The 25,646-nt window shown below is 36.1% G+C and carries 19 protein-coding genes and 1 pseudogene; 4 read left to right on the top strand and 16 right to left on the bottom strand.

Annotation, left to right across the window (positions count from 1 at the left end; genetic code table 11):
- From XJ32_RS06720 to XJ32_RS06685, 8 genes are all read right to left on the bottom strand, one after another.
- On the bottom strand, positions 1-2,427 hold the full coding sequence (locus XJ32_RS06720; protein ID WP_077388769.1) for a 2Fe-2S iron-sulfur cluster-binding protein: 2,427 nt from the start codon (positions 2,425-2,427) through the stop codon (positions 1-3).
- Positions 2,424-5,153 (bottom strand): FAD-dependent oxidoreductase, encoded by a 2,730-nt coding sequence (locus XJ32_RS06715; protein ID WP_077388768.1) that lies wholly within the window; start codon positions 5,151-5,153, stop codon positions 2,424-2,426. Before XJ32_RS06715 ends, XJ32_RS06720 begins: the two co-directional genes overlap by 4 nt.
- 19 nt (positions 5,154-5,172) lie before the next feature.
- Positions 5,173-5,400, bottom strand: coding sequence for an NADH-ubiquinone oxidoreductase subunit E family protein (locus XJ32_RS06710; RefSeq protein ID WP_005217164.1), 228 nt, complete (start codon positions 5,398-5,400; stop codon positions 5,173-5,175).
- Between the two features lie 20 nt (positions 5,401-5,420).
- Positions 5,421-6,650 (bottom strand): NADH dehydrogenase (quinone) subunit D, encoded by a 1,230-nt coding sequence (gene nuoD / locus XJ32_RS06705; RefSeq protein WP_077388767.1) that lies wholly within the window; start codon positions 6,648-6,650, stop codon positions 5,421-5,423.
- Positions 6,651-6,658: 8 nt separating this feature from the next.
- Positions 6,659-7,465, bottom strand: a complete 807-nt coding sequence (locus XJ32_RS06700; protein WP_077388766.1) for an NADH-quinone oxidoreductase subunit C — start codon at positions 7,463-7,465, stop codon at positions 6,659-6,661.
- Positions 7,466-7,515: 50 nt separating this feature from the next.
- Entirely contained in the window at positions 7,516-7,701 is a 186-nt protein-coding gene (locus tag XJ32_RS06695; RefSeq protein ID WP_077388765.1) for a hypothetical protein, read from the bottom strand.
- Between the two features lie 74 nt (positions 7,702-7,775).
- Positions 7,776-8,285 (bottom strand): NuoB/complex I 20 kDa subunit family protein, encoded by a 510-nt coding sequence (locus XJ32_RS06690; protein ID WP_004085715.1) that lies wholly within the window; start codon positions 8,283-8,285, stop codon positions 7,776-7,778.
- Complete coding sequence (locus XJ32_RS06685; RefSeq protein WP_077388764.1) at positions 8,267-8,665, bottom strand: NAD(P)H-quinone oxidoreductase subunit 3; 399 nt, start codon at positions 8,663-8,665, stop codon at positions 8,267-8,269. The genes XJ32_RS06690 and XJ32_RS06685 overlap by 19 nt, the downstream gene beginning before the upstream one ends.
- Positions 8,666-9,075: 410 nt before the next feature.
- Between XJ32_RS06685 and XJ32_RS06680 the strand changes: the two genes are divergently transcribed.
- Positions 9,076-10,134, top strand: a complete 1,059-nt coding sequence (locus XJ32_RS06680) for a GDP-L-fucose synthase family protein (protein ID WP_077390202.1) — start codon at positions 9,076-9,078, stop codon at positions 10,132-10,134.
- Between the two features lie 2 nt (positions 10,135-10,136).
- Positions 10,137-11,327 (top strand): replication-associated recombination protein A, encoded by a 1,191-nt coding sequence (locus XJ32_RS06675; protein WP_077388763.1) that lies wholly within the window; start codon positions 10,137-10,139, stop codon positions 11,325-11,327.
- A 466-nt stretch (positions 11,328-11,793) separates the two neighbouring features.
- Here the strand turns inward: XJ32_RS06675 and XJ32_RS06670 are convergent, their stop codons facing one another.
- The 7 genes from XJ32_RS06670 to XJ32_RS06635 form a co-directional block, all read right to left on the bottom strand.
- Positions 11,794-15,021, bottom strand: a complete 3,228-nt coding sequence (locus XJ32_RS06670) for an FAD-binding and (Fe-S)-binding domain-containing protein (RefSeq protein ID WP_077388762.1) — start codon at positions 15,019-15,021, stop codon at positions 11,794-11,796.
- Positions 15,022-15,036: 15 nt separating this feature from the next.
- Positions 15,037-16,800 (bottom strand): BspA family leucine-rich repeat surface protein, encoded by a 1,764-nt coding sequence (locus XJ32_RS06665; protein WP_077388761.1) that lies wholly within the window; start codon positions 16,798-16,800, stop codon positions 15,037-15,039.
- Positions 16,801-17,340: 540 nt separating this feature from the next.
- On the bottom strand, positions 17,341-17,949 hold the full coding sequence (locus tag XJ32_RS06655; RefSeq protein ID WP_254422294.1) for a hypothetical protein: 609 nt from the start codon (positions 17,947-17,949) through the stop codon (positions 17,341-17,343).
- Between the two features lie 102 nt (positions 17,950-18,051).
- A complete protein-coding gene (locus XJ32_RS06650; protein ID WP_077388759.1) occupies positions 18,052-19,167 on the bottom strand; it encodes a hypothetical protein in 1,116 nt (371 codons plus the stop codon).
- A 16-nt stretch (positions 19,168-19,183) separates the two neighbouring features.
- Positions 19,184-20,791 carry a phosphoglycerate dehydrogenase gene (serA, locus tag XJ32_RS06645; RefSeq protein WP_077388758.1) on the bottom strand — a complete coding sequence of 536 codons (1,608 nt, stop codon included), beginning with the start codon at positions 20,789-20,791 and terminating at the stop codon, positions 19,184-19,186.
- A gap of 30 nt (positions 20,792-20,821) precedes the next feature.
- A complete protein-coding gene (locus XJ32_RS06640; protein WP_004084222.1) occupies positions 20,822-21,322 on the bottom strand; it encodes a hypothetical protein in 501 nt (166 codons plus the stop codon).
- A 23-nt stretch (positions 21,323-21,345) separates the two neighbouring features.
- On the bottom strand, positions 21,346-23,028 hold the full coding sequence (locus tag XJ32_RS06635) for a 30S ribosomal protein S1 (RefSeq protein WP_414601011.1): 1,683 nt from the start codon (positions 23,026-23,028) through the stop codon (positions 21,346-21,348).
- 218 nt (positions 23,029-23,246) lie between these two features.
- Here XJ32_RS06635 and kdsB point away from each other — a divergent pair, with 218 nt between their 5' ends.
- Positions 23,247-23,960, top strand: coding sequence for a 3-deoxy-manno-octulosonate cytidylyltransferase (kdsB, locus tag XJ32_RS06630; protein WP_077388756.1), 714 nt, complete (start codon positions 23,247-23,249; stop codon positions 23,958-23,960).
- Positions 23,961-24,394: 434 nt separating this feature from the next.
- Here the strand turns inward: kdsB and XJ32_RS06625 are convergent, their stop codons facing one another.
- Positions 24,395-24,814, bottom strand: coding sequence for a S24 family peptidase (locus XJ32_RS06625; RefSeq protein WP_077388755.1), 420 nt, complete (start codon positions 24,812-24,814; stop codon positions 24,395-24,397).
- Between the two features lie 350 nt (positions 24,815-25,164).
- On the opposite strand from XJ32_RS06625, the pseudogene XJ32_RS06620 reads away from it, so the two are divergent.
- Positions 25,165-25,581 (top strand): annotated as a pseudogene (locus XJ32_RS06620) (peptide chain release factor-like protein); the annotation flags it as partial.
- Positions 25,582-25,646: the final 65 nt, after the last annotated feature.

Here is a 25,646-nt window from a genome sequence, read left to right as displayed (position 1 = left end):
CTATGCCTTTAATGTTTTATAATCAAAATATTTTGTAGAAGTTATTACATAATCACTTGCAAGGACTGCTACCATGCCTTTCATAAATGAAGTCTGCATAACTCTCACACTAAGGATAACATCGCCTACTTGTAGATTGATAATCTCATTATCCTGCAATTTTGTAGCAATGCAAAACTGCTTTGATACCTTTAAGATTCCATGCAATTCTTTACTATTATAGACTAGATTTTCACTTCTGTATTCATTGCGATAAAAGCTTAAATTGCCACTTAAAGCCGCTTTATAGATAAAAATACCACTGCCCTCACTCATTACAATTTCTGGATATTCAAGCAAAGCTATATTATCTAAAGTAAGCTTCAAACTTTTAGAATCTAAACGCATTTTAGATTCTAAAGAGTCAAAATCTTTAATATTTTTTTCTTGTAAAAACTCACTTAAAAAAGGAACTTCACTTGTAATATCTATCATATATTCACAATCAAGCCCTAAATAATCCTTACTTATATCAAGCAAATCTCTTTGTATAGAATCTTTCGTGCTACTAAAAATATCATCATCTCTAAAGCTTGGATAAAGCTTTACTAGATTCCCATACATATCAATTACACTTCCTTCCATAAACTGCATTGGCATAATGGATACATGTTTGTGTGTATTCTTAGATTCTATTTTAGAATCTAGTTTGAAGGGCATGGGTGCAATGCTAAACTCTGCATTAGAGCGGATACCTAAGATATTATTATAACTACCATCATCATACGCTAAATCGCATAACAAACCAATCGCATGGATATTATCATAGCAAAGCGGGATAATAGAGCAATTCTTATTGCAAAGAGAAATAGCAGATAAAATCTGTGCGATAAGCTTATAATGCTTAGAGAGATAGAAATCTTGTCCTATTAGAATCTTTATGTGAGAAGTTTGAGTGATATGAGATTCTAAAGGCTTATTATAATTACACATAGAATCTAAAAGGGCTAATTCAGCTTCACTTACATTGCTTTCTGCCATAAGATAGGCTAAATCTTGTGCTTGTAGCCATTTTAGAGTATTTTTTAATAAGGCTAGATTCTGTGAGCTATTATTTAGGGCTTGGCTAGTTTCTAAAGTGCTGATTGTAGCTTGTATTTGCTTTGTAAATAGGCTTAAAAGTAGCGTGCTAATAGCAAGCTCACTTGATACTTCATAAGTAATTGCTAAATCACTTTGAAATCTCTCTTCAGCAATAGGGCTTATCCAAATATTTTTCACCCCTTTTTTGAGTGATAGCTTTGAGAGATCACTACGCAATACGGGCATTTCATCATAGAGATAACTGCCTAAGATAATCACAACGCCATTATGTTGTAAGTCTTTTATTGCGTTTAGATTCTCTACTTCTGTGTATGTATTACAAATCGCATTAAATTCTTTATAGGATAAAGCCTCGTTGCAATACAGCTTTTTATTTGCTTTTTGTGCTAAAAGATTTGCGATATAGATTTCTTCATTTGTTAGATTTGTCCCAAGACGCAGGGCATTTGCTTTTGATAAAGTCTCATTTAAACTAAAATTATTAGTTGTAGAATCTTGTAAGTTTTTGCGTAAAAAGTTATGTCTTCCAGCATGGCATAACTGCATGATATGGGCTTCATTTTTAATGCGATAGACTTCTTTTTTAGAATCTATATTATGCTTTACTTCATAATGCAAAGGGCAGTGCAAACTACAATGGATACAATGTGATTTAGCTTTCTCTAACTCCCAAGCATTACTTGTATAAGTAAAACGCGTAGAAAACATAGCACCCGTTGGACACACACTCACGCATTCATCACAATCTTCACAATAAGCATTAAAATCTACACCAATCTTTGAGTGAAAGCCCCCTGCAAGCACAGATAATACACTATTTCCCACATATTCATTACAAGTTCTAGCACATCTCTCACACATGATACATAAGGCTTCATTATAGACTTTATTGTGAAAATGCACATAGTCATTTTGCTTTTGAATGGCAAAAAAGGGCTGGATTGCAACCTTAGATTCTAACACTTTATCCTGCAATTCACACTCACCGCTTTTATCACATACACCGCATTCTAAAGGGTGATTGATACATAAAAAGCTCATAATTTGATTGCGATATTTTTGCAACTTCTCAGTTTGTGTGTAGATTCTAAGTGGCTTTGCTACATAGCTTTTACAACTTGCAATAATATTGCCATTATCCTCTTCTACCACACACATGCGACATGCACCCGTTGGCGTAAGCTTTTTAAGATCACAAAGTGTAGGGATATTTATACCATTATTCCTTGCTACGCTTAATAAACTCTCCCCTTTTTTTGCATAGCATTCCTTATCATCGATAAATACTTGGATACGCTCTGTCTTAGAATCTTCATGCTTTATAGCAATACCTGCTTGTGTCATGTTGTCTCCTTTTGCAAAGCTTCTTTGTCTTTAGAATCTGTATCACAGCCTACAACACACATGCTAATATAATAGCACCGCATACATCGTTGTGCCTCAGCTATTGCCATTTCATTATCAAAACCTAGATTAACTTCCTCAAAATTACCTGCCCTATATTCTGGCTGCAATTTATCACTTACTGCCCGCGTATTGCCTGATAAAAAGCCCTTAATCTCTCTATTCTTATCAAATACACCAATTTGCTTTAATAAATCCTCCATTCTCTCATCATCATTAATCGCTACCTCGCCTGTTTGTAGGAAATTAGCTACAACGCTTGCTACTCTCCTGCCCTGCCCTACTGCATTTACAATCGTTAAGGGACCGCTTACGCAATCTCCTGCGGCAAAGATCCCCTTTTTTGTTGTTGAAAAACTTGCATCATCAACAGCAATTGTTTTCCATTTACTTATCTCCACACCAAAGCTAGAATCTAAAGGGAAATCCATCTCTTGACTAACCGCTGGGATTAAAATATCACACTCTAGCATAACCCCGCCATCTTCAATGAGTTTTAACTCGCCCTTTGGACTTGTATCACTTTTTATTAACTCATAGCGATTTATTTTCAAGGCTTTGATTCTAGAATCTTCTTCTATTATCTCATCTACTGCACTTAAAAACTGGAATACAACGCCCTCTTCACATGCCTCATGATACTCTTCTTTTGAAGTGTTTTTAATGATAGTTGCCTCATCTCTGCGATAAAGCATAATCACACTAGAAGCCCCAAGCCGCACGCAACATCTCACAACATCCATAGAAGTGAAACCACCACCAACGCATACCACTTTTTTACCCGCTAAGTTTGGTAACTCGCCGATATTAAATTTTTGTGCTAGATTTACAGAATCCATAAATTTAATCGCTGGTAAGTAGCCACTTAGAGTTGTATTTTCATTCTTACAGCCAAGCTTTTTACTAGCCCTTGTGCCTACTGCTATCACTAAAGCATTATGCTTAGATTCTAATTCACTAATATTTTTAGAATCTACTAAGAAATTTGTATGAAAAATAACACCTAAAGACTTTAAAGATTCTATATCATGATTATATTCATTAATTGGCATACGATAGTTTGGCACACCCACAGCTACCTCACCACCTAAAACAGGCAAGGCTTCATACACATCGACCTTAATCCCCCTTAATGCCATGTAATACGCACTGCTAAGCCCTGCTGGACCTGCTCCAATAACACCTACTGACTTATTAGCAAACTCTCTTGTCTCTATATTATTTGGGTGAGAATAGCCCTGCCATTTGCTTGTCTGCTTCTTGCTAAACTCAATGTTTGCACCAATTCGCTTTAACTCCATAATGCTAATAGGATCATCTAAAATAGCCCTGCGACACGCATTCTCACAAGGATGCGGACATACACGACCACACACTTGAGCTAGTGGCATACTCCCCCTTGTGCTACTTAGTGAATCAAGATATCGCATATCTTTCACACCCTCAATATAGGCTGGAATATCCACACGAGATGGACACTCATCAGTGCATGGTGCGGTGATTTTTGATATATATTCTAGGTTATTTATCCTTGTTGTGATTGCACTTTTATATCGCTCTAAAGATTCAAAAGTATTTTCAGCGGAATTGTCTCTCGTAATATTATAAGCTACAGGCATAAGCGTGTGAGTTTTTATCTCTTGCGTTGTATTTTTGCCACTTTTGCGGGAATCTATGGTGTCGGCTCGGTCATGTATGTTTAATACACTCCCTTCGCCTCCACCTTGATAACCCGCAAAATTGTCTAAAGATACTTCCGCAGTGGGCATTTTGGATTCTTTAGAATCTGAAATCTTGTCATGTTGAGCCGTTGAAAAAGGCGAAACATCTTTGTTAGATTCTATACTAGATATTTCAGCACACGCCTCAATATGACAATTTTTAGAATCTGCATTCCTATCATTTTGCACCCCTGCACCTTGTGTCCGCTCATTTAGGCTAGAATCTACATTCTCTCTTGCTATCTTTCTAGCAGATTCTATCATTATGCTTTCTAAATCCTCTTTTTCTTGTGTAGCCTTTATATTCTCCATTCTTTGCATAACATCATGGACTAAGGAAGCTGGGGTAACTCCGCTTTCAATGCTTTGCTGCACTTTATCTACAAAATCTCTTGCATCTTGCAGTTTCTTTGTGCTTTGTTTTAATTGCTCTGTTAAGTCATTTAGACTTTGCGTGCTATTCTCTAAATTAGAATCTTTTTGTTTTGATAAAGGCAGGGCTTTTGCAAAGACTTCTGGTTTTTCTTTTAAAATTTGAAGAATAGGATTTGGTGTGGTTTTACCGACTTCACATTTTGAAGTAGCTTTCATTAACTCACATACTTCCTTTAGCTTCTCAATATCCTTTAATGCCTCACAATCACTTGCATAGTTATAATTTTGTAGCTTTTCTAAAAGCTCATAAAGCACTTTGCCACCATATTTACCCGGCGTGCATCTCCCACATGATTGTGCGTAGTTTTGATATTGCTTTGCATAGATTTTTAATGTTTGTAAAATATCTAGGGAAGGATCAAAGATTACTATCCCATCCCAACCGACAAATGCTTTTATCTCTTTTTGTGTGGTTTCAATAGGCTCTTTTGTAAAAAACTTTACTTGCGGTAAAACTTTAGGAAAATCACTTAAGCTATATGGAATGTTTGGATTTGTTTTCTTTACCATTACGCAACCCTTATATGTCCTATGCTTTTTTTACAACTATTGTCCAATCAACATGATTAAACTGCAAAGAGTTCATAAGTGTATGTCCCCTTTCTTTCACATAGTTTGCACTCTTTGCGACATTTTCATGCTCTCCCTTTTCAAAGAGAAAAATGCCTACTTCCCCACTCTCTAATTGCGTTTCAATCAGCTCGCCCATTTTGTCGTAAAATTCACTTTTTAAATGTCGTAAATCAAATCGTTTCATGCCCTACCCTTTTAGAATCTCTATCTATCTATTTCGCCTAAGATAATATTACTATTACCTATAATCGTAATAACATCGGCTAAGTAATGTCCGGGCAGCATTGCCTCTAATACTTGTAAATGATAAAAGCTTGGGGCTTTTATCTTTACTCTGTGTGGATATGGATTCCCTAAAGAGCTTATAAAAAAGCCTAATTCACCTTTTGGAGATTCAGTGGGAGCATAGACTTCACCCTTTGGCGGTCTCATACCTTGTGTTACAAGCACAAAATGCTGCATTAAAGAATAGTTTTGTGTCATCACATCTTCTTTTGGTGCGGAGATATATTGTGGTGCGTGTGCCATAAGAGCTGTATCTGTATCTTTATAGAGTTTCATTGCTTGTCTAATAATGGAGCATGATTGAAACACTTCTTCAGTGTAAAGCACATAGCGACCATAGCAATCGCCACTATCTGTAAAAGGCACGCTAAAGTCTAACTCATCATAGATTTCATAAGGCTCTTCTTTTCTAATATCATAAGGGATACCAGACCCACGAAGCATAACACCGCTAAGCCCATAATCTTGTGCCATCTCTTTGCTGATTTTACCTACACCTTCTAATCTCATACGCCAGATTCTATTCTTATCTAAAAGTCCTTTTATGAGATTAATTGTCTTTGTAACTTCATTTAAACAAGATTCTATATTTTCAAACCAATTATGCGGAATATCAAGTGGCACACCACCTATGCGGATAGAATTATGCGTTAATCTTGCCCCACAATAATCCTCTATCATGTCAAGCACATATTCCCTACCCTTAAATGCATATAAAAATACACTCATAGCTCCAACATCAAGGGCATGTGTAGCCATAAAAAGAAAATGTGAGATAATGCGATTAAGCTCTAAAATGATTGTGCGTATAACCTTAGCCCTTCTTGGCACTTCTACCCCTAAAAGCGTTTCTACACCATAGGCAAAGGCGTGATTATTACTACTTGCAGCGGTATAATCCATTCTATCTGTTGTTGGCATAAATTCATTATAAATCATATTTTCTGCCAACTTTTCAATCCCTCTGTGCAAGTAACCAATATCAGGATATGCCTTTTTTACCATCTCTCCATCAAGCTCTAGAATCAGTCGCAATTGTCCGTGTGCGCTTGGATGCTGCGGACCTAGATTTACAACCATTTTGCCTTCATCTTGCTCAAATAAAACATTTTCAAATTGCGTTTGCAGCTTATTAAAATATTGTGCCATATCTACCCCTATACTCGTTTTTCACGCACTTTTGGTTGTGTGTTTGGAAACTTTTGTAGAATCGGTGGTTTATTTGTCTCTTGATAGCTTATCTCATGCACCATATCGCTTGGCGTTGCACCCTTTGGCACTTCTTTCCCTATGCGTGAGAAATTGATACTATCATTTCTATCAATCCTTGCACTATCTCTTTGCTCTGGTCCTACAACATCTCTATATTCTCTGCCAAAAATCTTATCGACTTCATACCATGAGGCAAACTCATCGCCTTTTAATGGATAGGTTTTTAATAAAGGATTGCCTACCCAATCAATAGGCATAAGGATTCGCTTCAAAAATGGGTGATTGAGAAACTTTATACCAAACATATCATAGCATTCTCTCTCACTCCAATTCGCACAAGCAAAAATGCCACTCACACTAGGCATAGCCTCATTTTCTTTTAAAGCACATTTTACACGCAATCTACGGCGGTCTTTATGTGATTTTTCATGTGAAGTAAGCTGATAGAAAAGCTCAAATGTCCCATCACTTGCAAGATTATCAATCGCACTCATTTCAGACATAATGTTGTATTTCATAGATTTTAGAATCTCTAACGCCCTGCAAACATCTTCTTTTGGGACATAAAATACTGCTTGATTAATCTCTACATAGCTATTTAATATATTAACTTCTTTTTGCAGGGATTCTAAAACTTCTTTATAGTTTGAGTTTATAGTCTCTATTTTTGGGGTTGTTATAGGCTGATAGAATCTATCTGTATGATAGACTTTTTTTTGGACATCTTGTTTTTGTGCTTTTCTGCGTATCATGTTGTATCCTTATCTTCCTTTATTCAAACTTTCCTAGATTTGAGTTTTTACTAGATTCTAAATCCTCTATAAAACAAAGTTTTACTTAACTGCTTGTAGAATCTAAACGCCATATTAAAACTTGTAAATGCAATTTGTCTTATAAAATCTATACGATGCAAGGTTTTTCTATATTTATATAAAGGATATTTACATAAACACGCTCTTTTTGCATTCCTATATGACATGTCCTGCATTCCAAATCCTTTTTAGATTCTCATTCCAATCTATACCTAATTCTTTGACTAGAATCTACCTTATATAAACTTCTCTACACAAGCCTTTTTGGTGCTTCAGTTTTAATCGCCTTTTCAGAGCGAATCTTTTGCTGCAATACCATCATAGCATACTGCAGCGTCTCTGGTCTAGGCGCACAACCGGGCAGATAAATATCTACAGGGATAATCCTATCTACACCCTGCACTGTAGCATAGGTATTAAACATGCCTCCAGTATTTGCACAGCTTCCCATAGACACAACCCATTTTGGTTCAGGCATTTGATCATACAATCTTCTTGTAAATTCTGCGTGCTTCTTCGTCAATGTCCCTGCGATAATCATAACATCGCTTTGTCTAGGACTAGCACGAAAAATGATTCCAAATCTATCGAAATCAAACCTTGAACCACCCGTTGCCATCATCTCAATAGCACAACATGCAAGCCCATAAGTAAGGGGCCAAAGAGAGTTACTTCGCCCCCAGTTTAGAATCTTATCCACACTTCCAAGTGCGACAGGCATACCCCTTGGGCTAAGCTCACCTACCTCATGTGTTGCCATGACAATGCCCCCCTTTTCCACGCAAACAAAAAGCCAACTACAAGTAAGCCAATAAATGCAAGCATTTCAATAAATCCTAACATTCCAAGATTACGATACTCTAGTGCCCATGGAATCATAAAAATAACCTCTACATCAAAAAGCACAAATAGCACAGCTATAATGTAGAATTGGTGTGAGATTTTATTTTCTTGCTTGATAGGGATAGGTCCGCATTCATAGGGTGCCATCTTAAGTTTATCGCCCTTTTTCTGTGCTATCTTTCTTGATACAAGTCTTTGTAAAAAGAAAGTTGCTTGAAAGGCAACAAGCGTTAAAACAAACATAACAAATGCACCAAAATATGGGTGTGCCAACATAGGCTCTAGCGTTTTGGGCATATTCTTCCTTCACTTTCAATTTTGTATGTAATTCTAATTTCAAATTAATAAAAAATAATTTAAACTTAATTTCAATGCGTCATTTTATTGTTATACAAGTTACAAAATGTTACTCAAAGATTTTATCTATACATATATCCACTTATTATAGAATCTGTTATTTTATATACATAAAATTATATATTAAATAATTTTAAGATTATTTTCATAGACTTAAATATGCTTTATTAATCTAAACCCACTAAGGCATATTTAATATAGAATCTAGCTTTAATCTTTTTAGAAACTATTATGCTGCTTAAACTCTTAAGCCTTCCTAAATTTGTAGGACTTTATGTTATAATACTAAGCATTTGGGATTCTAAATTTATTCACAACTACTAAGGATTATAATGACTACAAAAACTACTATGACAAAAAATTCTAAAATCTTTGTTGCTGGGCATAATGGGCTTGTTGGCAGCTCTATTGTAACAAGCCTTAAAGAGCAAGGATTCCATAATATTATATGTCGCACTAGGGCTGAACTTAACTTGTTAGATTCTGTGGCAGTGGAGAATTTCTTTGCTACGCAAAACATAGAGTTTGTATTTTTAGCAGCAGCTAAAGTTGGCGGGATTTTAGCGAATAACACTTATCGTGCGGACTTTATTTATGAAAATCTTGTAATACAAAATAATATTATCTTCAACGCATACAAATTCAATGTAAAAAAGCTTTTATTTTTGGGTAGCTCATGTATCTATCCAAAAAACTCACCTCAACCTATGAGAGAAGACCACTTGCTTACAGGGGAGTTAGAATATACAAATGAGCCCTATGCTATCGCAAAGATCGCAGGATTTAATATGTGTGAGAGTTTTAACCTACAATATGGAACGAATTTTCTTGCGATTGCCCCGACAAATTTATATGGAAATAATGATAATTTTAATCTTTTAAACTCTCATGTATTACCCGCTTTAATCCGTAAATTCCACCTTGCAAAGCTACTAAGCGAGAATAAAAAAGATTTAGTATATAAAAATCTCATGCAAGATTGTGTTAAGAGTGAGAGTGAATGCGAAGCCCTTTTAAAACAACTTTTAATCACAAAAGATTCTGTTGGGATATGGGGTAGTGGGAAGCCTAGAAGAGAGTTTCTACACAGCAAGGACATGGCAGATGCAAGTGTATATATCATGCAAAATGTTGATTTCTCCGATTTAGCAAAAGGTGAAAATGTGCGTAATACACATATTAATGTGGGCTATGGAAGCGATATCAGCATAAAAGAACTTGCAAATCTTGTAAAAAGCATTATAGGTTATAGTGGCGAGATTGTCTTTGATACGACTAAGCCTGATGGCACATTTCAAAAGCTTATGGATTCAAGTAAGCTAAACTCACTTGGATTTAAACCTAAAATCTCACTAGAAGAAGGCATAGCAAGCGTCTATCAACACTATTTGCAAAAATACAATGGATAATCATGCGAAATCTAGCCTATAAATTTCGCCCTACAACACTTGAAAACTTCATAGGACAAAAACATTTATTAGCACAAGATGCACCGCTAAGAATAATCATCGAGAAAAACATACAAGATTCTAATATGCTACCAAATCTTTTATTTTTTGGACCACCGGGCAGTGGCAAAACAAGCCTAGCCCACATCATCGCAACACTTAGCAAAAAAACCTTTTTATCCTTTAATGCAACAAATTTTAAGCTAGATTCCCTAAAAAAAGAATTAAGCTTGTATGAACACACAATGAATAAGCCGCTTTTATTTATCGATGAAGTCCATAGGCTAAACATAGCACAACAAGAGTTTTTACTACCTATTTTAGAAAAAGGACAAGTCGCATTCATTGGGGCTAGCACAGAGAATCCTTTCTTTACCCTAAGCCCAGCCCTAAGAAGTAGATCCTTTCTTTTTGAGTTAAAAGCCTTGCAAACACAAGATTTTGAAGAGCTTTATAACAGAGTATTAAAAGCCTATCCACCAAAGCATAGCTTTGATTCAATAAAGTCATGGCTTTTAAGCCATCACAATGGCGATTGTCGTGCGTTTTTGAATCTACTTGATATTGCCCTTGATATAGATTCCAAACAAGAAGTCAGTGTATCTATGCTTCAATCTCTAGTCCAAAACGCACAGGGAGTAAAGTCACAAAATACACATTATGACTACATATCAGCCCTTATTAAATCCATACGGGGCAGCGATGAGAATGCAGCATTATATTATCTCGCATGTCTTATACAAGCAGGGGAAAATCCAGAGTTTATAGCACGCAGACTAGTCATTCTAGCAAGTGAAGATATAGGCAATGCAAACCCAAATGCACTCAATCTTAGTGTAAGCACAATGCAAGCAGTAAGTAAAATCGGCTATCCAGAAGCAAGGATCATTCTCTCTCAATGCGTGATTTATCTAGCATGCTCTCCAAAAAGTAACACCGCATACACAGCGATAAATCACGCCCTAGAAGATACAAAAATCCGCTTAGAATCTGTGCCAAGCTATCTAAAGACAGACGCAAAAGGCTATAAATATCCACATGACTTTGGTGGCTTTGTAAAGCAAATCTATCATCATGGAAAAAAGTATGTATTCCTTAAAAACATCGGCTTTGAAAAGACCTTGCAAGAATGGCTAGTGAAAATAAGAAAATAATTATTTAGTGAAAACAATATAATTTAGTTTTAACTTTCAAACCATAAGTTTTAATTCATCATTTTTTTGTAACATTGTTGTTTTTTAATCATCTAATAGTGATTATATTATAAATGAGCTAAACGATATGAATATTGACTTGCAATTAAGCACAAAGCCATAAATTTGTTAAATAAAATATCGCAGAGAAACAATATATTGCATAATACTTTGTCGCATATTAAGGCATTAAAATAATTTAGCATAACAAAAATATGAAAATTATTTTAAAAACAAGTATTTATTATGTGATATCATAGTTCATAAGTTACAAAGAATGTATATCATTATAACTTCACTCCCCTATCTAATTAAAGCTTATAACTATATATTGTTATAAAGAGTATAAACACTTTATGATTAAAAATCTTGTTATTTTATTTGATAATAAAACTTTTAAGTATTGAGAATATTTCAACTTTATGCTTTAAACCTTGCTTTCACTCACAGAATCTACAAGATAAATAAGATTTTGCCAAATGATATTTGTTTTGTCATTTAGCCCTATTTCACAAGTGCTAGAGCTTGAAAAGCCAAGGCGTAGTTTTTTATGCCTTTGTGTGTTATTTTGCGTAGTGGATTCTACGCTAGAATCCACTTTTTCACTCTCTATTTTAGATTCTAGCCCGCAAGCTGAATCCCTTTTTTGCTTATCTGCGTAAAACTCGCTTAGCTCCCGCAAAGCTAAAGCATTTAGCTCGCTGCAAATAAAGCCCTTATTCCCAGCAAAGCCACAGCACTGCGTTTTAGAATGCACTATAACTTCGCCACTCGTGCAAGTTTTGGCAATAGATTCTAGAGACTTATCCCATTTGCCCTTTCTTGTAGAGCACATCGCATAAAGCGCAATATCTTCATCTAAAGGCGTGATATGTAATCGTGGCAAAAGAGTAGATTCTATACATTCTGGCATATCTAAAATAGTGAGAGTAGAATCTAGCTCCTTTAAGCCATTTTTTAGCTCATAGCTACACGCGCTATGATCGCACACAATATGGATTTGCTTCACACCTTTGCTTTGCAACTCTTTCACACTAGATTCTAACGCCCTATACACTTCCTTGCGTTTAAGCTTGGCACTTTGTGGATAGTCTTTATACGCCTTGCCACAGCAAAGATTACTAAGATTTTGCGGATATACCACACTCACATTAGCTTTCTTACACAAGGATTCAAAGACTTCTTGCAAGGCTCTTGTATCTTTCAAGCTTGATTGTGGGGCAAAGGAGCGATTGATACAAGTGCTAAAATATATGATTGCTACTTGGGATTGTGCGTTAGAATCTTTAGATTCTAGTCTGTAAGCATTTGCCCTAGGCAGTGAATGGGGGATATAGGGCAGGAAACTCATCTTTTTGCTTAAATTACTGAGTGTATTTTTACCCAACATATTAGAGCTAAAGTTTGCTATGCGTAAGCCCCCTTTAGCAAGGCTAAGAGTGGTGCTAAAATGCTTGGCACTCTGTGTAGCAACAAAGCGTGAAAATGTGCCTTTTGCGGCAGGGCTAAGTTTGGAGGCGATTTTACCGCTATCAATTTCTAGGGGGCAGGAGAGGGAACACATAGAGCAGGTGGCACAGGTTTCCACACCAAAGTATTGATAGCTTTGTTTTAACTCTTTTAGTTTTTGTGCGTTGTCTTTTTTGCTAAAATCTTTGATTTGGCGTTCGCCAACTGCGTCATTTATGTTTAATAAACTCCTTGTTGGCTCACTTAAAAACAAAGATTTTAGCTCAAAAATACTGCCGCACTTTGTCCCACATTCTCCCCCTTTTTCTGCGTTTGTAGTTTCCGCATTTGTAGTGATTGATTTTTGTGGCTTGGTTCTTAAATCAGCGATTGCTTCGCTTCGTGTCTCCACACCAGATTCTATAACACCTTTAGAATCCATAGAATCCGCCCCATTAAGCAAAGCCTCTAGCCTTGTGATTTCTTTTCGCACCGCTATTCTCTGCCTTGGCGTCAAAGTAAGCTCTCTGCTAGGGCAAACCTTTTCGCAAAATCCACATTCCATACATTGATTGATAAAGTCCTCTACCTCGCTGCTTTGTTTGAGATTTTGCGTGTGGATTTGGGGATTATCACTAATGATAACATCAAGATTGATAAGGGCGTGCGGATCAAAAATCTCTTTTATCCTGCGATTTATAGCATAGGCTTTCGCACCCCACTCTTTTTCCACAAAGGGGGCTATCATACGCCCTGTGCCGTGCTCTGCCTTTGTGCTACCCTGCAAGGAGATAACAGAATCTACCATCGCTTCCATAAACGCCCCAAAGGCTTGGCTTTCTTTCTCATCATTAAGATTAGGCGTGATGATAAAATGCACATTCCCACTTAAAGCGTGTCCAAAGATAATGCCTTGAAAGTTAAACTTCTCAAAAAGCTTAGTAATAGAATCTATGCCTTGTGCGAAAGTGTGAATAGGGAAGCAAATATCTTCAGTGATGACTATGCTCCCACTTGGGCGACTTCCCGCTGCAAGGGGCAAAAGGGCTTTGCGGATTTTCCACCAAGATGCCATAGTCTTTTCATCACTGCTAAAACGCACGCCAAAAAGGCTTGGCACAGATTCTAGCTCCTTGCTTATAAAAGCGATTTTAGAATCTAGCTCCTTTTGTGTGCTAGATTCTAACTGCACTAAAATCGCACAAGCCCCACTCTCTATTTGCCCTAGCTCACGCGGTGCGTTTTCCAAGCCTTTAGCAGAATCTAAACACGCATAGTCCATAATCTCCGCCGCACTCACAAGGCTTTCATTTGCCGCTAGAATCTCCACCGCCTTTGCCCCAAGAGCTAAATTCTCATAAAAAAGCAAAGCACACGCTTTGTAAGCATAGTCTTCTACGCATTCATACTCCACAGAAGACACAAAGCCCAAAGTCCCCTCCGCACCGATAAAAAGATGATTGATAATATCTTTAATTTCACTAAAATCTAGCAGGGCGTTGATACTATAACCGGTTGTATTTTTGATAGCAAATTTTCTTTTAATGAGTTTGCAAAGATCTTTATCTTGCAAAATCTCTTTACGCAAGGCTAGAAGTGAATCTGCCTTATCTTTATGTTTTTGCAAAAAAGATTCTATGCTTTCATTTGGCTTGGCATTCTCACTTGTATCAAGTATAGTGCCATCAAATAGGATAAATCGTGCGGATTTTATGGTGTTGTAGCTATTTTGCTTCACGCCACAGCACATACCGCTAGAGTTGTTTGAAAAGATTCCACCAATCATTGCGTTATTGATAGTCGCTGGGTCTGGTCCTATCTTTTTGCCATAGGGTTTTAGGGCTTCATTCGCTTCTACCCCAATCACGCCACAGCTACATTTTATACTCTCCGCATTCCCCACAATCTCAATATCCTGCCAAAACGCATTGGCTAATACAAGCACAAAGTCACTACACGCCTGTCCGCTTAAACTCGTCCCCGCGGCTCTAAATGTGAGTGGGGTATTATATTTTTGACTAAGTGTAAAAAGCGTGATGATTTCATTTTCATTCACCGCTCTTACCACCACACGCGGCACATACGCATAGCAAGAGGCATCAATCCCATAGGCAAAGCGGCGGAGATAATCTGTGTAGATTCTATCTTTAAATATTTCTTTAGCTTGGGCGATAAAGCCTTCAAAGTCTCTATATTGTGTTGTCATTTTTACTCCTTTGGCTTAATAGTTGGGTTCATCTATGATGACTTGTTGGTGGTCTATCACCCCATTTTTGTCCCATTTCTCTGCATTTTGTTCCATAATCTTTTCTAGCTCTTTGGCTTTATAAGCCATACCTGCATTATATTTTAAGCTACTTGTATCCCACTTGGTAATATCTAGGTTAAAATCTTCACGCCGATAAAACATAAACCTCATATCCTTAACATTACTTGTATCCCAAGATTCTATACCTGCTAGATTTTTTCTTTTACCGCCATTTTCTTTGTAGCATTGAAACATTATAATATCCCATTGCTTAAAATTGTTACGCCGAATCTCATTTATTTTCCCTTCATAATATAGCCAATCATCATATAGCCAATCCATAAGAAAAACTTCCCGATGATCTTGATACCCTTCACACAACTCGCCGGGTAGCCAGTCTTTCCCCCAGCTACCCCTACCTTCAGGATCATCATATACAGGATAGTATTGATTTCTCAAGTGATTTGCAAATAAAAAGCTCATATCTGTAATGGCACTGGTGTCAATCTTTGCGAGATTTACGCGTTTATCATTGATAAGCTCCACAAGCTCATCTCTATTTTGCGGAAAGTAGGGTAGTCCCTTTTTTGATTTTGGCTTTTTAGATTTGCCTACATCTGCTTGACTACATTGATAGGCAGTAGTGTAATAACAGGCATTTGCACTTTGTAGCAAACAACCATTCTGCAAAAACTCACAGACTTTTTTCTGTGAGGCTTTTTGCTGTGAATTATCATAGTAGTTGCTAATCCCCATTATCGCAAACTTAAACCAAGTCCTTGCTCCGTAAAACTCATCTGCAAACATCGCACAATATAGCCCAAATCCCTGCAAACAAGCACTTTGAAAAAGTTGTGCCGTCATCGTATCTATGCGTTGCTCAAAAATCGCAGCCAACACATCGTTATTATCTGCAATAACTTTATGCTCACTCTTTTTCAAATCCATAAAGCTATAATACAATCTCACACAGCCCGTAGGCTCACCTAGCTCACAAGCCCTAGTATTAAGATATGTCCGCACACTAAATTGCGGCAAACCAGAGGGCTGAAGTTTTTCAACCTCTTTGACTAAGTCTTTATAGGTATCATTAAATCGCTCAAAGTCCTTTTCTCTAAAAAACTTATTTAAAGCCACACAAGAAAAGCCGCTATCTATATGTGCTTTTTTAGCCATACAACGAGCCTGTAACTTGTTGAGATGTTTTATATATTCCTTATCTTCAAATACCCTTGGAGCTGAATCCTCTCTTGCCGTCTTTGCATAGATTCTTGCATATTCAATAAACTTATATTGTGTCTTAATTTTCTCAAGGCAAGCCACCTCTAAGCCCCTTTCACACGCTAAACTAAGTGCATTTAAGCCCTTTTTAACATCATTTTTTTCTACCTCAAATCTCCCATCATCAAGCAGATGCAAAACTTCCTTATACCATTGCTTTTGCTCTTGGCTAAAATCTTTGGCAAAGATATAAGATTCTGGCTGGGAGTGCAAAAATCTTGGGATAAGAGCTTTTGTTTTTTGTAAAAGCATAGCTTCTGTGCTTTCATCTGGAAAAGTATAATATTGTTCTTGGTATAAGCTTCTTTGTGTAGAATCTGCTGCATTCCCCACACAGACCCATAGCATCACACAGAGCAAGATTTTTATAGCGATAGAGTAAAGATTGATACAAATTCTATCCTTAAAATATTCCTTTGCCTCAAGCATAAAGCGTTCAATTTCTCGTGTCATCATTGTTTTTTCTTTTGATTATTATTTACTAGCAAATTATTCCACTATTATAACACATCTGACCAATTATGTTTAGTTCTTGCTATAAAACTATAAATACCCGCATGATTTTGGTAGCTTTGTAAAACAAATCTATCATCATAGAAAAAAGTATGTATTCCTTAAAAACATCGGCTTTGAAAAGACCTTGCAAGAATGGCTAGTGAAAATACGAAATAGTGCTATATCTAAAAAGTAGATTATATAATTACTAACTACTGCTATGTTAAAAGCAGATTCTAATTTTTACTTACAATATCAAAATAATCTTATAGGATCTCATCTTAATAAGTGATCTTTGCCAACTTATATTGCTACTACATTCAACGATTTTTCCATGCAACCTTGCCATAATTTGTGCTAATGACATATCACCATATAAACCACTTGCTTTATTAAGATTCTGTGTTAAAAAATTCTGTATAAGGCACTAATCGTCAAAAAGTACCTAGCAATCAAAGCTGTGTTCTGAAACATAGAATCTAAAAAAAATAAAACCTGCATTTACTCATAATAGTCTTCTATTTCTTTTACTATAAGGTTGCCATCATCTGTTCTTTGGGCAGTGTATTTTATCTCTTTCTCTTCTGCTGCCATTTCTTCTGCACCCCTAGACATCTCTTCTTTAAATTCTTTTGCCTTTTTCTTTGCCTCGTTTATTATCTTCTCTTTTTGTGCCTTAGACATATTATCGCTGATCTTGTTTTTTTCAGCGGTTCTTATAAAAATTTCTTCAATATTTTTCTCTGTTATCTCCTCGCCGGACTTAAACTCTAAAGTATCTTTAAGTTCTACTCTGCCTATTAGATACATAAAATCTTTTGCCGCATTGACATCGATTTTCACATGTGCTTTACAAGTAACCTTTTTTCTTGTGTCATTCACTTCATCTGTAATGAAATTTTGAAATTTCGTGCCTTTTACGATTTTTTCCAGTCCTATGTCCCTAGTAAATGGAGTATCTTCCATGTGTGATTTTAAAATTTCGGTAAGTTTTTCTTGCACATCTTTATCGCCGCATTTTGGTGTGCTTGTATTATTTCCACACGCTATAAAAGCAAACACGCAAGCTGCACTTATAACACTAAGTGAAATCTTTTTTCTAAAACTCATACTAACTTCTCCCATAATGTATTCAGTCTTATCACAAACAATAAAACGCAAAAGGATTTTACAAAAAAAACAAATCAAGTGAAAGCATTTTAAGCCTAGAATCTATTTTGATTTAGCCCTATAACTCTGCCATGTGGTAATAAGATTCTTACAAAAGTTACTTTCATTATGTGGATAGATAATAATGTCATCTTGTGTCAGTAGCAAACAGAGTTTAGAATCTGTAAAAATGGGTAGCACATAAGTGGAATTATGTCGTTTTAAACTAGATTGCAAATAAACCAACCATGATATAAAGGTGGTTTGTATGCACTTCTTTTGTGCTGGATAGTGTGTATTTCCTGCTTTGCACTGCATGATAGCTGTGGGATTTGTAGGCTCAAAAGGTGTAAAGGAAAAGTGTTTTTGCATGGTCTTTACATTGCTGTGTTTTTGCTGTGTGTATAAGATCTTATTGCTAGCTTTTAGTGTAGAATCTGGGAATTGCCTTGACATTACATGCAATATGGAATTGCTTTGAAATTTTTCCATATATTTGGCATATAAGATTCTATAAAATAAAAAAGAGTATAGGGAATCTGGCAATACATATTGTGTTGTTTCAGTGATTTTTTGTGTTTCTTTGCTAGTTTGTGTGGCATAGGTGTATTTTTGTGTGAGATATAAAAGGTTGTGTGCTAATACGATGTTATTGAGATTCTCATAGCTTTCATTTTCAAGTTCTTCTATCTCTGCGGCTATATTTGCTACAAAACTAGCACTTAAGATATGATTGCTAAACTCAATATCACTTGCAAAGGCTTCCCATGGGGCAACTATTAAACCCCTTTCCTGCAAGAATAAAAACTCTCTAAATAAATCCTGTGCAAAGAGTGTAAAGCTAACAGATTGCAAAAGTTTATCTTGTGGAATGCGCTTATCATAATCTCGCATTTGACTTAAATCTGCGAAATAAAGCTTTGCAAACTGCTCGTATTCTTCTGCACCTTTTTTGCTTGATGATTGTTTGAGAATGGGTAGAAACTGCTCTTTATACCATTTATTACTTTCTGCTTTATTTGTGGCAAATGGTATGCTTGGCTGGTTTGTTTTAACTTGTGTTTTTATATCTTGTTTGGGTGGGACTTCCTTCTTAGCACAGGCACTAAAAAAGGCATATATAATGCAAAATAGAATGTATAAAATAGGTTTTGGCTGTGCTAACTTCCCTATATTCATGATTTTTATTCTTTAATCACATAAGCACATTACGCACACTTAAGCATTCTGGTATGGCTTTTAAATCATCTAATAGCTGGGTAGATACCGCACTATCAACAAGTATTAAAGCTAATGCATTTCTTTCACTAGAATCTGTTTTTCTGCCGAGTCTAAAGTCCGCAATATTTACCTTATGCTTTGCGATTGTATGTCCTATGCTACCTATAACGCCCGGGACATCTGTATTTCGCACAAGAATCATATTGCCATTGGGCTCTAAATCCATGCCAAAACCATTAATATTATTGAATCTCACAATATGTCCATCATAGATTGTGCCGCTTACACTCATGCTTTCTTTAGCAGTATTGAGAGTAATTTTTACAAGATTCTTATAAGGTCCTGCATTATGTTTGACTTCTACACTGCTTTGCACGCCCCTTTCAGTCGCAACAAATGGGGCATTTACATAATTGATTTTATCATCAAGGGAAGGCTTTAATGCTCCAACAAGTCCAAATGTTAAAAATGCGTCTTTGTATTTCTCAAGCTCAACGCCATTAATATACACATGCAATGCACTGATTGCCCCATCAATTGCTTGTGCGGCAAAATAGGCAAGCTTTTGTGTAAGCTCAAGATATGCGATGATAGAATCTGGCATATCCTGCGTTTTGGTTGGGAGATTGAGTGCATTTGGAAAGGCTGATCCTCTTGCTGCTGAAATGGCGGCATGTGCAGCTTCTATTGCTATTTTTTCTTGACTTTCAAGCGTATTTGCTCCAATGTGTGGCGTTACATAAATATTGTCTAAATCTAAAAGTTTGTTATTTGTAGCAGGTTCAGAATCAAATACATCAAGTCCAGCCCATGCGATTTTTTTTGATTTTAATCCCTCATAAAGGTCATTTTCATTATACAAGCCACCACGCGCACAATTGATGAGTATCACGCCATCTTTCATTTTTGCGATTTCTTTACTTGTGATCATATTTGTAGTTTGCTTATTCTTTGGCGTATGGATAGTGATAATATCACAGGCTAGAATGTCATCAAAATTCGTTGTATATTCTATACCTAAATCGAGAGCTTTATTTGGATTAATGTATGGATCATAGGCGATTACTTGCATGTCAAAGGCTTTTGCACGGATTCCAACACGGCTACCGATATTGCCAAAGCCAATCACACCAAGCTTTTTATCCTTTAGCTCAATACCATACCAATCTTCTCTCTTCCATTTACGCTCAACTTTAAGCTGTGTATGTGCGCTTGGGAATCTGCGGATAGCACTTAAAAGATGAGTCATTGTCAGCTCTACTGCAGCAATCGTATTTGCAGTAGGCACATTCATAACCACAACACCTCTATAAGAACACGCATCAATATCGACATTATCCACACCCACGCCAGCACGCACGATAGCTTTCAGCTTTTTAGAATCTTTATATGCAGATTCCAAAAGCCTTCCATTAACTCCAGTTGAGCTTCTAGTGATAAGCACATCGGCTTTATGTAAATGAGTGAGTAGCTCATCTTTTGGTAAATGTGCTAGATTCTCCATAGAAATATCATCTTGTGTGCTTAGAATCTTTAAACCTTCATCATGGATATGATCGCATACTATAATATGTTTTTTCATGTCATTCCTTTAAAATCATTGAGATAGAATCTATTTTTTCAAACTAATTTCATACTCTATACCATAATACTTAAAATCATTTAGAATCATTTCTCGTTGCGCTTCATTTGGCATAAATAGCAATAAGTCAAGCGTATCTTTATGCTTAAAATAAGAAAAGTCAATATGCTTTTGTCGCAAAATCTCATTCAAACAGAAAAACTTATAGTCATCAAGATTTTTGACTAGCACCTTTGTATAATCTGTCTTTAAGTCTTCATAGCGTTTGACTTCAATATTAATATCTAGCACATTTGAAGGAAACTGATAAGTAGTGGCAATTGCTTTTTCATTTGCATTGCTAATCCATACATCATCTTGTATGGTTTCCATTTTTGGGATATTTTTTATTACCTGCTTTTGTGGGATCTTGGCAACGGACTCTTCCACTTGCACATCAGCATTTTGCATTTTTTGATAAAACGCATATAAAACATAGCCACCACCAAGCACAACAATAAGTATAAGCCCAGCAATTATGCCCCTTATCATTCAAAACCCTACACACAAAGATATTATTTTTTACCGAGATTCTTAAACTTATCGCCTAATGTATCGCCTAATGTAACCTTCTCATCAGAATTATAATCATTTAATTCTTGACGCTCTTTTTTCTTTTGTAATCTACGCACAGATAACCGCACACGATTTGCCTTTCTATCAACCTGCACTAATGCTCCCTTGATAGTATCGCCCACCTTAATGCTGTCTCTAGCAATATTGCCTAAATCTTCATTGCGAATAAGTGCGTCAATATTTTCATTCTCTACCTTGATAAATACACCAAAGTCTTTAATATCAATAACCTGCCCAGAAATCTCATCATCAATAGCGTATTTTTTTGCAAACTGCTCACTAGGCGATTCTACAAGATAGCGTCTATTAAGTGAAATTTTCTCATTGGTAGTATCAATCTTATCAATTTTTACTTCAATAGAATCTCCAACCTTAAACTCATCGGCACATTTCTTAGACTTATCCCAAAATGCGTCTTCATTATGTAATAGTCCATCAACAGAGCCAAGATTCACAAACGCACCAAAATTTGTAATAGTCGCAACCTTACCTTTTATCACATCGCCTACCTTATGCTCTTTTGTAAATCGCACAAAAGGTTTATCTTGTAGCTTCTTTAAACTTACTCGTAAGCGTCTATTATCAGGGTCAATCTCTATAACCTCAACATTAATCTCTTCGCCTACTTTTAAGCAATCGCTAGGTTGTTTAATGTTCTTATCCCACGACATTTCAGAGATATGTAAAAAGCCCTCAACATCATTGCCTAAATCTACAAACGCACCATAATCTTCAATATTACTTACCGTAACGCGTATAACATAGCCAACTTTAATCTCATCTTTAATCTCTTTCCATGGGTCATCAAAAAGAGCACGTATAGAAAGTGATAGTCTATTTTTCTCTTCATTATATTCAAGTGGTTTTACTTGCACCTTATCGCCGACTTTATAGTGCTTTTCAGGATTCACAGGTCCCCTATGACTAATCTCTGTAAAATGCACGAGTCCATCAACAGAACCTATTTCAACAAATAAACCAAATTTTGTAACATTTTTTACAACACCTTCATAAGCCAAACCGCTATCAAGAATCTTTTTTGCATTCTCTTTTTGTGCGGCAGTATGTGTGTCAAGATAACGCTTTCTTGAAATTACAATGGAGTTGCCATTTGGTCGTATATCAACTATACAAGCTTTTATGGGCTTTCCAACCACTTTAGAATCATCTTTATCACGGCTTAGAGCTGAATAATGCCTTGGCATGAAATATTCAACACCATTTGCAGATTCTACAATATAGCCACCTTTATTTTTCCCTCGTATTACACCCTCTACCACTTTATCCTTATAATCAGTGCCAAGAGCCTTGATCTCATTTACAACTTTTTCATACTTAATGGCTTTTTTGTAAGATACTCTAAGACCACCTTTTTTTGACACATGCACAAGAATGCTATCGCCTTGCTTAAACAAAAGATTCCCATTAGAATCTTTTATCTCATCGATACTCATGCGACCTTCTTTTTTGTCTTGCACATCAATCATAACGCTTTCATCATCAATCTTTACGATTTTTCCTTCTCTCAAAACATTATCTTCAGATTGTTCTGAACGGCTTAACATTGTTGCAAAATCTTCTCCTTCATTTGGAAACATTTCATCGATTTTTTCTGGACTAATTTTCATCGGATACCTTTTTTGAAATCTATAGATTTTGTTATTTTAGTATATTTTCAGTGAAAATGCGATAAAAATCTACAAAAAACGATTTTTTTAAAGTAGAGTTATTGCAAAGTTTTACGCAAATTTGATTTAAATATTGTTTTATGCTATTTCATAACATTCTAAATTTTGTTAATTTTATATTAGAATATAATATTTTCATATAAGGCTATATTATGATTATTATTCCAGCACGACTTGCCAGCTCAAGGTTTCCAAATAAGATTTTATGTGATATAGGCGGTGTGCCCATGTTTATTAAAAGCGCACAAAACGCACAAGCAATCGATGAAGTCGTCCTAGCCCTAGATTCCACTGAAACATACAATATCGCAAAGCAGTATAAGATAAAGGCAGTCCTAACTCACCCAGACATTCCAAATGGCAGTCTCCGTGTGCTTGAAGCTGCTAGAATCTTAGGGCTAAATGATGATTGCATGATTATAAATCTACAAGCAGATGAGCCATTTTTAGAACACCATGTGATACAAGCGTTAAAAGATTGTATGCAGCCTGACATTTTTATGGCAACTTGTGCGAAGGGCATAACGGCCGAGCAAGCACAAAATCCGAATCTAGTAAAAGTGATAACCAATCACTTACAACATGCTATATATTTCTCTCGCACAGCGATACCATTTTGCAGAGATCGCAATGAATCTATACCTATAAATTATCTAGGGCATTTAGGCTTATATGGATTCTTTAAAGCAACACTTGAAGAATACGCAAATTTGCCAGAAACAAAGCTAGAACAAATTGAAAAGCTAGAACAACTCCGTGCAATTTACTACAACAAACCCATTAAAATTGCGCATGTAGAGAGTGAAAGCATAGGCATTGACACAGAAGAAGATTTGGAAAATGCAAGAAATAAGTATGGGTTTTAAGAAGTTTTAATAACTGATTTAATTTTCCATAGCAACATATTGTTGCTTAATGTTTTAAACTTTTAAATACCGACTTTATTTAGCGTTCAAAGCTGTGCAGTTTTGCATAAATCAAAGTAAGAGAAAAAATTTATACAGATTCAAAAGAATTCTATACATTCCTACCTATTTTTATACATTGTGCGGGATAGCATAAATTATGGAGTTTAAAGGGGTATTTAAAAGATTAAAGGTTTTTGTGTTGTTGTTTGTGGATATAGGCATATAGATTTCTATAAAAATATGTAAAATGCGCATGTAGCTGGGGTTTAACTATACGTTTAAGATGTTTAATGCGAGTTTAAAGGCTAATGCGCGGGAATTAAGGAATCTTTTGGAATAAGCCTACAACAATGCCTAGTATCCCATCTTCTCTATCTTCTAGCTCTATGTCATCATAACTCGCTTATAAGCTTATATTTGGGGCATTTTTGCAATCTTTTTACATAGAGTTCATCTGTGCGGGTAGCACATATTTGTCCCCCTCGTGGTGTGCCTTTCTGCACGATAATCTGGCAGTTTTCAGGCACGGCTGGTAGCATGGAGTCCACTCTGGCTGTGATAATGGATAGATCTAGGAATGAAGTAAGCCCAAAATATGAGCGTAAAAAGTCCTTGTCTAGCTCTATGTGTCGCGTGATATGCTTATCGTTTATAAAGCCTTGCCCTGCACTTGCATAGACTTCATCATATACTGGAATTTTTACAGAATCATTTGATTGAGTGTTGTTTTGACTGAGAGACACTAACGAATTACTGGGAGACAACCCAGAGGCATGACTATAAGACATATCTCTCATAACAAATAATTTCACATTAACTTCTATGTTTATTGAAACCATCTAATGTAATATTATTGTCTTTTACAGATTCATATCGTTTAATACTTTGCAAAGATACACCACTTACTTCTGATAAGTCTTCTTGAGTTCATTTTTAACTTCCCCTATTTCCTTATTTTATAATTTAGTCTCATGCAATGTATTATCCTTTTTACAAACATAATGCCACCGAGGCATGAGAATAAAGGCGCGGGCTTTATCTAAAGTCCTAAACCAAAGAGATATAGAATCTCTAAATCTCTCTCATGTGACAGATCTAAAGGTATAGGAGGGCAGAAGTAAAAACTTAGAGAAATGCTAGATTCAGAGGGATTTTATATCCCAAAATCGATGTATTCCGCAGCGGTGGACATGGCGGACAAAGTGTTAATACAACTGATTCTGCTGTGCGTATCACGCATATTCCAACGGGTATCAGTGTGTCTATGCAAGACGAAAAGTCTCAACATAAAAATAAGGATAAAGCCCTAAAGATATTGCAGGCAAGGTTGTATGAAGCCGAGCTTGAAGCACAAAATGCACAAAATAGAGAATCAAGGAAAAACCAAGTCGGTAGTGGCGATAGAAGTGAGAGAATACGCACCTATAACTATCCACAAAACCGCATGAGTGATCATCGCATAAACCTTACATTATATAGCCTTGAAGAGATTATGTTAAGTGGCGATTTAGATAAAGTGATAGACCCACTTATCGCACATGCACAAAGCCTTGCTTTATCGAACGCAAATGAAGCGTAGGTGATTTGGCAGCAAACTTGCTTTAGCATAAGAAATGTTGTCTTTAAGCATTAATGCCATTGTTT

The organism is Helicobacter bilis, assembly GCF_001999985.1.
GTDB lineage: Bacteria > Campylobacterota > Campylobacteria > Campylobacterales > Helicobacteraceae > Helicobacter_A > Helicobacter_A rappini.
This window is presented reverse-complemented; position numbering and strand designations above follow the sequence as displayed.